At 70.3% G+C, this 12,728-nt stretch carries 12 protein-coding genes; 6 read left to right on the top strand and 6 right to left on the bottom strand.

All coding sequences use genetic code 11. The features are described 5' to 3' along the window. On the bottom strand, positions 1 to 499 hold a 499-nt coding region (locus ACTIFU_RS18560; RefSeq protein WP_439579807.1), incomplete at its 3' end, for a M20/M25/M40 family metallo-hydrolase. A 31-nt stretch (positions 500 to 530) separates the two neighbouring features. On the opposite strand from ACTIFU_RS18560, the gene ACTIFU_RS18555 reads away from it, so the two are divergent. Next, entirely contained in the window at positions 531 to 1,829 is a 1,299-nt protein-coding gene (locus ACTIFU_RS18555) for a M28 family peptidase (protein WP_439579806.1), read from the top strand. Between the two features lie 12 nt (positions 1,830 to 1,841). On the opposite strand, the gene ACTIFU_RS18550 is transcribed toward ACTIFU_RS18555, so the two are convergent. Further along, positions 1,842 to 2,258 carry a RidA family protein gene (locus tag ACTIFU_RS18550; protein WP_439579805.1) on the bottom strand — a complete coding sequence of 139 codons (417 nt, stop codon included), beginning with the start codon at positions 2,256 to 2,258 and terminating at the stop codon, positions 1,842 to 1,844. A gap of 191 nt (positions 2,259 to 2,449) precedes the next feature. On the opposite strand from ACTIFU_RS18550, the gene ACTIFU_RS18545 reads away from it, so the two are divergent. Genes ACTIFU_RS18545 through ACTIFU_RS18525 form a run of 5 tightly spaced genes read left to right on the top strand, consistent with a single transcriptional unit; the run spans position 2,450 to position 8,527 of the window. After that, complete coding sequence (locus tag ACTIFU_RS18545) at positions 2,450 to 3,112, top strand: DUF1028 domain-containing protein (protein ID WP_439579804.1); 663 nt, start codon at positions 2,450 to 2,452, stop codon at positions 3,110 to 3,112. A 40-nt stretch (positions 3,113 to 3,152) separates the two neighbouring features. After that, on the top strand, positions 3,153 to 4,664 hold the full coding sequence (locus ACTIFU_RS18540; protein ID WP_439579803.1) for an ABC transporter substrate-binding protein: 1,512 nt from the start codon (positions 3,153 to 3,155) through the stop codon (positions 4,662 to 4,664). Positions 4,665 to 4,689: 25 nt separating this feature from the next. Continuing rightward, positions 4,690 to 5,649 (top strand): ABC transporter permease, encoded by a 960-nt coding sequence (locus ACTIFU_RS18535; RefSeq protein ID WP_439579802.1) that lies wholly within the window; start codon positions 4,690 to 4,692, stop codon positions 5,647 to 5,649. Beyond that, the gene (locus tag ACTIFU_RS18530) at positions 5,646 to 6,488 is read left to right on the top strand and encodes an ABC transporter permease (protein ID WP_439579801.1); all 843 of its coding nucleotides are present in this window, start codon (positions 5,646 to 5,648) and stop codon (positions 6,486 to 6,488) included. The genes ACTIFU_RS18535 and ACTIFU_RS18530 overlap by 4 nt, the downstream gene beginning before the upstream one ends. Positions 6,489 to 6,490: 2 nt before the next feature. Beyond that, the gene (locus tag ACTIFU_RS18525) at positions 6,491 to 8,527 is read left to right on the top strand and encodes a dipeptide ABC transporter ATP-binding protein (protein WP_439579800.1); all 2,037 of its coding nucleotides are present in this window, start codon (positions 6,491 to 6,493) and stop codon (positions 8,525 to 8,527) included. 1 nt (position 8,528) lies between these two features. Here the strand turns inward: ACTIFU_RS18525 and hutI are convergent, their stop codons facing one another. The 4 genes from hutI to ACTIFU_RS18505 form a co-directional block, all read right to left on the bottom strand. Next, positions 8,529 to 9,755 (bottom strand): imidazolonepropionase, encoded by a 1,227-nt coding sequence (gene hutI, locus ACTIFU_RS18520; RefSeq protein ID WP_439579799.1) that lies wholly within the window; start codon positions 9,753 to 9,755, stop codon positions 8,529 to 8,531. A gap of 67 nt (positions 9,756 to 9,822) precedes the next feature. Beyond that, positions 9,823 to 10,782, bottom strand: a complete 960-nt coding sequence (locus tag ACTIFU_RS18515) for an IS630 family transposase (protein ID WP_439579808.1) — start codon at positions 10,780 to 10,782, stop codon at positions 9,823 to 9,825. A 235-nt stretch (positions 10,783 to 11,017) separates the two neighbouring features. After that, complete coding sequence (locus ACTIFU_RS18510) at positions 11,018 to 12,379, bottom strand: NAD(P)/FAD-dependent oxidoreductase (protein WP_439579798.1); 1,362 nt, start codon at positions 12,377 to 12,379, stop codon at positions 11,018 to 11,020. 7 nt (positions 12,380 to 12,386) lie between these two features. Continuing rightward, a partial coding sequence (locus tag ACTIFU_RS18505; protein ID WP_439579797.1) for a tripartite tricarboxylate transporter permease occupies positions 12,387 to 12,728 on the bottom strand: 342 nt, incomplete at its 5' end.

Raw genomic sequence — 12,728 nt, 5'->3', positions numbered from 1 at the left:
CGGCGCGTCGCGCATGTGACTCGATCCAGTCGCGGCTCTGCGGGCTGCCGATCTCCTCGTCCGGCACGATCAGCATCATGATGCTGCCGAGCCCGGTGAGGCCCTCGCCGAGCAGATGGCGCAGCACGAACAGCGCCATCACCACGTTGGTCTTCATGTCGCCCACGCCGGGACCGGTGATCCGGTCGCCCGTGCGCGCGAACGGCCACTGCGCAACCGTTCCGGCTGGCCAGACCGTGTCGGCGTGGCCGAGGATCAGCAGCCGCGGGCCGTTGCCGAGCGCGAGCTCGGCGGTCATCTGTTCGCCGCGCCCGGGCAGCGGCGCACGCTCGACCGCGAAGCCGAGGCCGCGCAGCATGCCGGCCCAGATGTCGATGACGGCGTTCACGCCCGCCGCGTCGTAGCTGCCGCTGTCGATATCGACAACGCGCTGCGCCATGGCGAGGATGTCCGGCAGGGCGGGTGCCAGGGCGGCTTCGTGGGCCTTGGGGTCGGACATGGCGCTCTCCCGTGACGGCATGGAGGGTAGGGTGGCGGTTTCCGGATCGGCGGTGCTTGAAGCGGTGCTCGGACGCATCTGGGCAAGCCCGCGCATCGTCGAGGGTTTCCACGCGCTCTGCGACTTCGGCGGGCGCTTCGCCGGCACTGCGAGCGAGGCGCGCGCGCAGGCGTTCCTGGCCGAGCGGCTGAGCACAATCGCCCCCGTCCGGCGCGAGCCCGTGCCCTATCGCGGCTGGACACGGGGCCCTGCGCGCGTGACGCTGCCGGACGGGCAGGCGCTCGCGGCGCACGCGCTGGTCCGCTCGGTCGCCACGGCGGCGGCCGGGCTGACCGCGCCGCTGGTCGATCTCGGCCGCGGCACGCCGGTCGACATCGCGCGCGCGGGCAAAACGGTGCGCGGCGCGATCGTTCTCGTGCGCCACGAGTTCATGCTGGGGCGCGACCATGTGCATCGCCGGCGCAAATACGATGCCGCGCGCGCCGCCGGCGCGGCCGGGTTCCTGATCGCCGCCCACCTGCCCGGGGTCGGGCCGGTTACAGGCTCGTCGGGCGATGGCGGGGCCGGGCACATCCCCTGCGTCGGCGTCGGCTTCGAGGAGGCCGCCCGCCTCGCCGCGCTCGACGGGCGGCCCGTCACCCTGCATGTCGACGGCGTCTTCGCCGACGCTGAGGCGACGAACCTGCTCGCCACGATCCCAGGCACGGGCGAGGCGCTGGTCGTGCTGTCGGCGCATATCGACGGCCACGACCTCGCCGAGAGCGCGATCGACAACGCCTCGGGGCTGGCCTGCGCGCTCGCGGCCGCCGAGGCGCTCGCCGATGTCGTGCCCGATCTCCCGCGCGGGATCGAGATCGGGTTGTTCACGATCGAGGAGTGGGCGCTCGCCGGGTCCGAGGCGCATCTCGCGACCATGCCGGAGGCGGACCGTGCGCGCCGCGTGCTGAACGTCAATCTCGACTCCGTCGCCGGCGACGATACGCTCACCGCGCTCACCAGCGGTGTGCCGGGCATGGACGCGTTCCTGCGCACAGCCCTTGCGCCTGCCGGCCTCTCCGTCGGGCTTCATCCTGGCTTCATGGGCAATTCGGATCACGCGAACTATCTGCGCGCGGGCATCCCCGCCTTCCGCCTCTGCGCCGGGTTCGAGCGGCCCGGCTCGGCGCTGTCGCTGTTGCTCACCCGCGCCGACACGCGCGACAAGGTGCATCCGCACCAGCTCAAGACAGCGGCCTCGGTCACCGCCGCGGTCCTGCTCGCCGCCTGCTCCGGCGCTGCGCTGCCGCCTCGCCTCGATATGGCAACGATCGCGCGCCTGACCTCCGGCTGACACCACGCCCGACTAGCGCTCCTCCGCCGGGATCACCGCGGTCACGTCGATCTCGACCAGCATCTCCGGGATCGCGAGCCCGGCGATGATCAGTCCCGTCATCACCGGGAACACGCCCTTCAGGTGGCGCCCGATCACCGGATAGACGAGGTTGCGATGCGCGCGGTCAAGCAGGTAGATGTGCAGCTGGACGATGTGCTCCACCTTCGCCCCCGCCTCCTCGAGCAGCACCTTGGCGTTCGACATGGCCTGCTCGGCCTGGGCGGCGGGATCGCCCGCGCCGACGAAACGGTTCTGGAGATCGAACCCGGTCTGGCCACGCAGATAGACGTGGTTCCCCGCGCGCACGACCATGCACACGTCGTTGTCCAGGGCCTGCGGGCCGTACACGTCGCGCGTGTTGAACTTGCGCAGACGAAGATGCGCCATGCTCCTCTCCCCGGACTGTTCAGACGCGCATGCGAGCACCGATGCGGCAAATGCGCAACCGGCCGCGTGCCGATACGTCAGGACTGGACATGGAGGTGGCCCGCGCGTTGAATGACCGCGGGAGACACGGTGCCGATCCGGAGCGAACGGGATCACGGCGCCGGAACGCTGGCCACCGCGACGCTAGGGGGATGATGACCTTCTCGCTGATCGGTCGGTGCGCGCGAACTGGCCAGTTCGGCGCCGCCGTCTCGACCTCGAACATCGCAGTCGGCTCGCGCGTGCCGTTCTGTGCGGCGGGCGTGGGCGCGGTGCTGACGCAGCATCGTACCGATCCGCGCCTCGGCCCGCGCGGGATCGCCCTGCTGCGCTCGGGCTGCACCGCGCAGGAGACGGTCGAGGCACTCGTCGCCTCGACGGCGGATCATGCTTGGCGCCAGCTCGCGGCAATCGACGCCGCCGGGCGCACGGCGCATTTCCACGGCACCAAGGTCAAGCCCGCCTTCGGCGCGGGCCACACGCCGGACTGCATCGCGATCGGCAACATTCTCGCCAATGATCGCGTCCCTCAAGCCATGGCGGACGCGTTCGGCGCCGATCCGTCCGCGCTGCTGGCCGAGCGGCTGCTCAGCGGGCTGGAGGCTGGGCTCGCCGCCGGCGGCGAGCACGGCCCGGTGTTGTCGGCGGTGCTGCTGGTCGTGCACTGCGAGAGCTTCCCGCTGGTCGATCTGCGCGTGGACAACGGTGCGGATCCGGTTCCCCGCCTGCGCGCGCTGTGGGAGGAGTACCAGCCCTGGATGGAGGAGTTTGTGATCCGCGCGGTCGAACCTGACCGCGCGCAAGGCTCGTCATGAGAGACGCGGCCGCGGCCGCGCGCAGAAAAGGAGGCTGCCAATGCTTCGCCTGACCCGTCGCCATCTCGGTGCCGCCACACTCGTCGCACCGTTCTTCGTGCCGCAGCGCGCCTCCGCGCAGGCCAGCGGCAACCTGCGGATCGCGCTCGGCACGTCGCTGCGCACGCTCGACCCGGCCAAGACTACCCTGGGCGAGGAGTACATCTACGACAATCTCGTGTTCAACGGCCTGACGCGGATGCGCGAGGATCTCGCGATCGAGCCCGATCTCGCCGAAAGCTGGACGTTCAGCGAGGACCTGAAGACCTGGACCTTCAGGCTCCGCCGCGGGGTGAAGTTCCACAACGGCCGCGAGATGACCGCGACCGACGTGATCGCGACCTACCGCCGCATCCTCGACCCCGAGACCGCCGCAGCGCCGCGCAGCAACTACATGATGATCGAGGACATGCAGGCGCCGGATCCCTACACGGTCGTCTTCCGGCTGTCCTATCCCTATGGCGGCTTCGCCGACATCCTGTCGGACCGCCAGGTGAAGATCATCCCGCACGACCATCTCGACACGCTCGCCACCGCGCCGATCGGCACCGGTCCGTTCACGATGCGCAGCTACACGCCCGGCGACCGGATGGTGCTGACGCGCTTCCCAGACTATTTCGAGTCGGGCATGCCGCGCTTCGAGACGGTCGAGCTCAGGATCGTGCCCGAGATGGCCGTGCGCATCGCGGCCCTTCAGGCCGGCGACATGGACGTGGTGTGGGACATCCCGCCCGAGCAGGTGAAGCCGCTCTCTGAGAACCGTGCGCTGAAGGTGGAGAGTGTCGCCACCGGCTCGTGGGACGCGGCGATCATGAACAATGCGATCGCGCCGTTCAACGATCCGCGCGTGCGCCGCGCCTTCCACATGGCCGTCGACAAGCGCGACGTGGTCGAGCTCGTGCTGTTTGGCGAGGGCGCGCCGACGCACAGCCCGATCCCGCCGAACCATCCGTTCTTCGCCGCCGACATTCCCGTTACCCGCGCCGATCCGGCCGGCGCGCGGCGCCTCCTGCGCGAGGCGGGGCATCCGAACGGCGTGCGCGTGCCGATCGTCGTCCCCGTGGGCCGACCGGTGCGCGAGCGCCTCGGCGTGACGCTCCAGCAGCTCGCGCGGACCGGCGGCTTCGAGCTCGACGTACAGCGCGTGCCGTTCAGCCGCTACAACGCCGAGGTCTCGGGGAAGGCGCCGTTCTATGTCGACGGCTACTTCGCCCGTCCGACCATCGACACCGGCACACATCCGTTCCTGCACTCGCAAGGGACGTGGAATGCGCGGCTCTGGCACTACAAGAACGAGACGGTTGACCGCGCGCTCGACGCCGCACGGCTGACCGGCGATCCCGAGAAGCAGAAGGTGAACTATCTCGAGATGCAGCGCGCGCTCGCGGCCGATCCGGCCGGCTACATCGCCTACTCGGTGAACTTCGCCTGCGCCTATCGCGCGAGCGTGCAGGATGTCGCGACCCATCCCATGCGCTGGTTCGATCTGCGCAAGGGGTGGAACGCGGCCTGATCCCGAGCCGGCCGGGCAGCGCCGCATGGGGGCCTATCTCGCGCAGCGCCTGCTCGCCGTGATCGGCGTGCTGTGGGCGATGACGATCCTGATCTTCGGCATCGTCCACCTGCTGCCGGGCAATGTCGCCTACATGATCCTCGGCGAGTACGCGACCGCCGAGGCGATCGCGACACTCGAGCAGCGGCTCGGGCTGAACGATCCGCTGCACGTGCAGTATTGGCGCTGGTTCTCCGGCATGCTCGCCGGCGACTTCGGCGAGTCCCTGGTGATGGATCGTCCGGTCGGCCCGCTGATCGTCGAGGCGCTCGGCCGGTCGGCGATCCTCGCCTCGATCAGCATCGTGCTGGTCGCGGTGATCGGCATCGCGCTCGGTGTGCATTCGGCCGTGCACAAGGGCACGATCACCGACCGGGTTCTGACGCTCGGGCAGTACTTCTTCATCGCCGTGCCCGAGTTCTTCTGGTGCATCCTGCTGATCATCCTGTTCGCCGCCTGGCTCGGCTGGCTGCCGGCCACCGGCTACACCCCGATCGCCGAGGGTGGGGTGCTGCGCTGGGCGACGCATCTGATCCTGCCCGTCTTCACCCTCGTCTCCGGACTGATCGCGCATATCTCGCGGCTGACGCGCTCCTCGATGCTGGAGACGCTCGAGAGCGGCTATGTGCTCGCGGCGCGTGCGCGCGGCGTGCCGGAAGGGCTGGTGCTGCGGCGTCACGCGCTGCCGAACGCGCTGCTGCCGACCGTCACCGTGCTCGCGGTCGATATCGGCATCCTGATCGGCGGCATCGTCGTGGTCGAGACGGTGTTCGCCTATCCCGGCCTCGGGCGGATGCTGATCTTCGCGATCGAGCATCACGACATCCCGCTGCTGATGGCGGGGATGATGGTGGTCACCACCGTCTACACGCTCGCCAATCTCGGCGCCGACTTGGTCTACGCGATGCTGAACCCGCGTATCCGCTACGGGCGCAGCGCGGCATGACGGCGGCCGCATTCCGCGGTGCGCGCCGGCTTCCCGGCACGCTGGTGTTCGGCGCCGTCGTGGTCGGTGCCTTCATCGTGCTCGCCGTGCTCGGCCCGTGGATCGCCCCGTTCGATCCGGACATGTTCTCGGTCCGCTCGCGCCTGCTGCCGCCCTCGACGACGCACTGGTTCGGCACCGACGAGTTCGGCCGCGACGTGTTCTCGCGCGTACTCGCCGGCGCGCATTACTCGCTGCTGATGGGGTTCGGCGCGACCTCGCTCAGCCTGCTGTTCGGTATTCCGCTCGGACTGATCGCGGCGTTCGACCGCGGCGCCGTGGGTGAGACCATCATGCGCGCGGTCGACGTGCTGATCTCGATCCCGCCGATCCTGCTCGGCCTGCTAGTGCTCGCGGTCACCGACCCGGCGCTCTGGAAGACCATCATCGCGGTCGGCCTTGTCTATGTGCCAATCATGACGCGGATTGTCCGCTCGGTCGGGCTCGGGCTGCTGGCGGAGGATTTCGTGCAGGCGGCGCGCGCGCGCGGCGAGCGCGCGGCCTGGATCCTCGCGGTCGAGATTCTGCCGAATGCCTGGCCGCCGATCATCGTCGAGACGGCGCTGCGCATCACCTTCGCGATCCTGCTCGGCTCGGCGCTGTCCTTCCTCGGCCTCGGCGCCCAGCCCCCGGCAAGCGAGTGGGGGCTGATGATCGCCGAGAGCCGCCCCTTCATCGACCGGGCCCCCTGGATCGGGCTGATGCCGGGCATCTGCCTCTGCGCGCTGCTGATCTCGGTGAACCTGCTCGGCGAGGGGCTGCGCGAGCTGCTCGATCCGCGCCTTGCCGGACGCGGCTGAGCGTGACCGACGCACTGCTCGCCCTGGACGGGCTGTCGGTCAGCTACGCGACACGGCGCGGACAGCTCGCCGCGCTGCAGGACGTCTCGTTGGCGATCCCGCGCGGTGGTGCGATGGGGCTGGTCGGCGAGAGCGGCTCGGGCAAGAGCAGCGTCGTGCTTGCGGTGCTCGGCCTGCTGGGCGAGGGCGTGGAGGTGGCGGCGCGATCGGCTCGGTTCGACGGCCAGGACCTGTTCCGCGAGGCCCCACGGCTGCGCGGGCGGCGGATCGGCGTGGTGTTCCAGGACCCCTCGGCTGCGCTCAATCCGGCGCTCACCGTCGGCGCGCAGATCAACGAGCCGCTGATCCTGCATCGCGGCCTCTCGCCGGGCGAGGCGCAGGCGCGCTGCGTCGCCCTGCTCGCCGAGGTCGGGCTGCCGCGCCCCGAGGCGATCGCGCGCGCCTATCCGCATCAGCTCTCGGGCGGAATGAAGCAGCGCGCGGTGATCGCGAGCGCGCTTGCCGGCGAGCCGGACCTGCTGCTGCTCGACGAACCAACCACTGCGCTCGACGTAACGGTCGAGGCGCAGATCCTTGATCTGCTCGACGGGCTGCGCGCCGCGCGCGGGCTGTCGATACTGCTGGTCAGCCACAATCTCGGCATCGTCGACCGGCTGTGCGACGCCCTGACGGTGCTCTACGCCGGGCGCGTGGTCGAGCAAGGGTCTGCGGCCGATCTGCTCGGATCGCCCGCCCATCCCTATACGCGCGGCCTGCTCGGCGCGCTGCCGCGGGCCGATCGCGGCCGCGTCGCCCGCCTGACGCCAATCCCCGGCGGCCTGCCGGACCTGACGCATCCCGATCCGGGCTGCAACTTCCGCGACCGTTGCCCCTTTGCCGAGCCGCCATGCGACGCCGCGCAGGCGCTCGCCTCGCGCCCCGACGGACGCGCTGTGCGCTGCCGCCGCGCCGACGAGACCCTCGCCTGGCCGGAGCCGGAGGCGCTGCCGCCGCCCGTGCGCGACCGCAACGGTGCGGCGCTGCTCGACGCGGCCGGGCTGCATCGCGGCTTCCGCCAGGGCGGGCTGCTCGCGCGCCTCTCGTTCAGCGGCATCGTGCCGCGCCTCGATCCGCCCGCCGTCGTGCGCGCGGTGGACGGTGTCTCACTCGCCGTCCACCGCGGCGAGGTGCTCGGCCTGGTGGGCGAGTCCGGCTGCGGCAAGAGCACGCTCGGCCGGCTCGTGCTCCGCCTGATTCCGGCCGACGCCGGCCGGCTCGCCTTCGAGGGCGCCGAGGTTCCCGACCAGCCCGACGCCGCGTTCCGCAGCCGCGCGCAGATCGTGTTCCAGAACCCCGACAGCTCGCTCAATCCGCGCAAGACCGTGTCCGAGATCATCCGTCGTCCCGTGGTGCTGTTCGGCGTGGCCGAGGGCCGTGCCGCGGATGCGGAGGTGGACCGTTTGCTCGAACTGGTGCGGCTCTCGCCTGCCTATCGCGACCGCTATCCGCACCAGCTCTCGGGCGGGGAGAAGCAGCGCGTCGGCATCGCGCGCGCGCTCGCGAGCCGCCCGGATTTCGTGGTCTGCGACGAGGCGGTTTCGGCGCTCGATGTCTCCGTGCAGGCGGCTGTGCTGAACCTGCTGGAGGAGCTGCGCGCACGGCTCGGCGTGGCCTATCTGTTCATCAGCCACGACATCGGCGTGATCGCTCATGTCGCGGACCGGATCGCGGTGATGTATCGCGGCCGGATCGTCGAGGACGGCCCCGTCGCGTCGGTGCTGACGCCGCCTTACCATCCCTACACCGAGGCGCTGCTCTCGGCCGTTCCGCTGGTCGGCGCGCGCGACCGCGCCGCCTCGCGGATCCGGCTCGCCGGCGACGTATCCTCCGGCGACAGCGTGCGCGGCTGCGTCTTTGCCCATCGCTGCCCGCGGCGGATCGGTCCGGTCTGCGACACCGACGCGCCGCCCGTGCTCGAGGTGGATGGCAATCACCGGATCGCCTGCCATCTGCCGCGCGACGTGCTCGCGGCGATGCCGCCGGCGCTGGGCGGGGCGTAGCTCAAGCGCGACTGTCGCGCACGACCTTGCCGGCCTTCACCACCTGGCGGCAGGGATTGCCGCCGAGCCAGTAGCAGAGCGCGGCCGGGTCGGCGACGCCCCACACGACGAAGTCCGCTTCGTATCCGGCCGCGAGCCGGCCGATCCGATCCTCCCGGCCGAGCACGCGCGCCGCATTGACCGTGTAGCCGCGCAGCGCCTCCTCCGGCGTCATGCGGAACATCGTGCAGCCGAGTGCGAGCACGAGCAGCGGCGAGAGCATCGGCGAGGAGCCTGGGTTGCAGTTGGTGGCGAGCGCCATCGCAACACCTTCGCGACGGAACGCCTCGACAGGTGGACGCTTCGCTTCGCGCAGGAACAGCGTGCTGCCTGGCAGCAGCATCGCCACCGTGCCGGCCCGCGCCATCGCCGCGATACCGGCCTCGTTCGCATACTCCAGGTGATCGGCCGAGCGTGCCCCGATCCGCGCGAGCGCTGCGGCCCCGCCAACGTCGCGATACTGGTCGGTGTGGCCGCGCACGGGCAGCCCGAGCGAATGCGCCTTCGCGTAGAGCCGGAGCATCGCCTCGTGCGGGATCGACAACCCTTCGATCCCCCCGTCGCACATGTCGGCGAGCCCCTCGGCGACGGCGTCCGGCAGCACCTCCTCTGCGAGGAAGTCGATGAAGGCGTCGGGTCTGCCCGCGAATTCCGGCGCGAGCGCATGGGCGCCGAGGAAGGAGGTGACGACATCGACGTCATCGCGCGCGCCCAATCGTCGGGCGACGCGCAGCATCCGCAGCTCGGTATCGCGGTCCAGGCCATAGCCCGACTTGATCTCGACCGTGGTGACGCCTTCCGCGGCCAGGCACTCCAGCCGAGCGCGCGCGGTCTCGAGCAGGGTGGCGTCGTCCGCCGCGCGGGTTGCGCGGACGGTGGCGAGGATGCCTCCACCCGCGGCCGCCAGCTCCGCGCGTGTCGAGCCATGGAGCGCCGCGATGAACTCGCCGATCCGGTCGCCACCGAAGACGAGATGCGTGTGCGCATCAACCAGCCCAGGCGTGACCAGTGCACCCGTGCAGTCGTGTACTTCACGCGCGAGTATTTCTGGCCGGCCTGGGAGCGTACAGACCGCCCCGACCCAGGCAATACGCCCACCGTCCACCGCCACCGCGCCGTTCGGCACCATACCCAGCGCATTGCCCTGCATCGTCGCGACACCCGCGCCGCACCAAATCGAGTCCCACATCCCCCGTCCTTTCCATGCGCGCGATCACTCAGTATCCTGCTTCGAGCAGAATGCCGTAGATAACCCTCTACGCCGATGAGATCTGCGGTGTCTGATGTCCGATGAGGTGGAAGCGGTTGGTCAGGAGGGAGGCGAGTTCGGCCTTCCACTGGCCGAGGTTGTCGAAGAAGCCTCGGATGGCGGCGCGGAAGTCGGCCAGGCTCGGGTAGTGGGTGTTCCAGAGCGCCTTTTTCTTGAAGAACCACCACAGCCGCTCGATGAGGTTGAGGTTCGGCGCATAGGGCGGCAGGTAGACGACGCGGACCCGGCAGCCGGGCCTGGCGAGCCACTCGCGCAGGACGGCTGCGCGGTTGTAGGTGGCGTTGTCGGCGATCAGCGTGATCCGGCGCGCGGCCGGGTAGCGGGCCTCGATCTGGGCGAAGAAGGCGGCCATCTCGGGGCCGGTGATCTTCGTCGCCTCGCGGGTGATCACCTCGCGCGCGGGCCAGGAGAGCGCGCCGTTGAGGGTGACGTTCACCCGGCCGTGGTTGCTCGGCAGCACCGCCGGCTCACCGCGCCGGATCCAGCCCTGTGCGGGGTGGGCATCATAGGCGGGGTGGGTCGCGTCCACGAACAGCAGGGGCGTGGCCGGATCGGCCTCGGCTTCGGCCATCAGCGGCAGCAGCGTGCTTTCAAGCAACGCCCGCTGTGCCTCGGCATCGGCCTTGGCCGGCACCACCTTCGGCCGCTTCCAGACAAAGCCCATCCGGCCCAGCAGGCGCGCCATCGCGTGCGGCGTGTAGGTGAGGCCGAAGCGCGCCGCGACGAAACCGCAGACCGCCTTGGCCGTCAGGTAGACCCGTCCCGAGAGCTCGGCCGACAGCTCCGCGGCCTGCGCCGCGCTCAGCACCGGCGCGTGGCCGACAGAGGCCAGGCGCTCCACCCCGGCCCGGCCTCCCGCCCCATACAGCCGCCGGTGCGCGCGCACCGTCTCGGCGTCGATGAACAGCGCCTCCGCCACCCGCTCGGCTGTCCAGCCGTCGTCCAGCTGGAACGCCCCGAACCGCTTCTTCCACGTCTACAGCGTCTGCTCGCTCACCTTCTGCCGCTTCGCAACCACCCCCACCCCGTCGCGATCCGCCTCCCGGATGATCGCCACCATCTGCTCCTCCGTGAACCTCGACCTGCGCATGCTCCCTCTCCTTCGGGGAGCCAATCTCTCACGTCATCCATGGTCCGAAATCTCGGGGGCAGGTCATAACCTGCTGCGGCGCGCCGCGGGTTCAGCGGGGAATGCGCAGGCCTGATGTCGGTGCGGATGCCGGCTCACGACGCGCCGCGGGCCGATCGGCGAGCGAGTAATAGGTGGCGAGCAACGGCATGAAGTGCCTGCTGCGGGCGAGCAGTGGGACCTTCGGGAAGCCGGCCATCATGAAGTGCGACGGGGCGGTTTCGCGCCCGAGCAGACGGGCCGCGATCTGGCTCCCGAGATAGGGCGCCATGGCATTTCCCGAGAAGCAGTAGCCTAGAGCGTAGTGTATGCCGTCCTGAACACCGGCATGCGGCAGCAGATCCCAGGTGGCGGCGCAGCGTCCGGCCCAGGCGTGGGTGAAGCGGATGCCGGCGAGTTCGGGGAAAAAGAACAGCATGTCGCGGTGCAACGCAGCGGCACGGTCGCGCATGCGCCGCGGCGGCAGCGCACCGTTGCGGCTGCTGAAGAGCAAGCGGTTGCTGCCGTCGGGGGCCAGCAGGAAGGGGTTCGAGCGCCGCCGGTTGTCGTGATAGGTACGGTGGCCCGGCAGCAGGCGCCGCGCTAGCTCCGCAGGCAGCTTCTCGGTCATCGCGGTATAGGCGTGGATCGGCACCAGGCGCTGGGCGAACCAGTCGAAGGCGGGCGGTGTCAGGCCGTTCGTCGCGACAATCGTCTCCCGCGCATGCACCGTGCCCTGCTCGGTCAGTACGGTCAATCCGGTCCCGTCGCGGCGGATGGCCTGCACCGCGACCCGGCCGACGATGCGCGCACCGGCGGCCTGTGCGCGCCGCAGCATCGCCCGCATGTAGAGCCCCGGATGCAGCGCCGCGTTGTCATGGATCAGTACACCGCCATGATAGCGCGCCGAGCCGATCTCGCGTTGCCGGATGGCAGGCAAGATCTCGACCTCGGCACCGAGGTGCCGGGCGCGGAGTTCGTATTCGTACGCCAAGCTCTCGTAGTGGCGCGGCGAGAGGGCGCCGATAAAGCGGCCGCATCGGCGGAACCCGCAGTCCAGGCCCTCCGTTTCGATGCGCGCGACAGTCGCCGCATAGACCTCATCCAGTTCGCGGTACCAGCCGATCGCGGCGGCGAGGCCGAGGCGCGCGATCAGACCAGCGAAGGGGTGTTTGAAGTTACGGCCGAGCATGCCGTGGTTGCGCGAACTCGCGCCCTGTCCGGGCTCGCCGGCATCGAGCACCAACACTTCGCGGCCGGCGCAGGCGAGATCATGCGCCGCGGCAACGCCAGTGAGCCCGGCGCCGACGATCAGTACATCGGCGCGCTGCGGCAATGGCGCTTCGTAGCCCGGGGATGCGTCGTCGGGCAGCGCCTCCCACCACCAAGGCATCTCCCGGAAATCCGCGGTGATGACCGCGCCGGCATCCAGCATGCGCGCCTCAGCGCGCCCCGCGCCGCATCCGGCGCAGGAGGGCAGGGCCGACCAGGACCGCCCCGGCGAGCGCAAGGAAGCTCGCCGAGATCGGCTCGGTGACGAAAATCGCCGGGCTGCCATACCCGATCAGCAGCGCCTGGCGCACCGCGCGCTCGAACATTGGCCCGAGGACATAGGCCAGCAGGAGCGGCGCGGGTTCAAAGTCCGCCTTGTGCAGCACCCAGCCGAGCACGCCGAAGGCCGCCATCATGAGCACGTCGATCGCGTTGTTGTTTAGGCTGAAGGCGCCGACCACGCAGAACATCAGGATCAGCGGCAGCAGCACCCGCTGCGGCACGCGCAGCAT

Source organism: Elioraea sp. (assembly GCF_051860475.1).
In the GTDB taxonomy this organism is placed as follows: domain Bacteria; phylum Pseudomonadota; class Alphaproteobacteria; order Acetobacterales; family Acetobacteraceae; genus Elioraea.
This window is presented reverse-complemented; position numbering and strand designations above follow the sequence as displayed.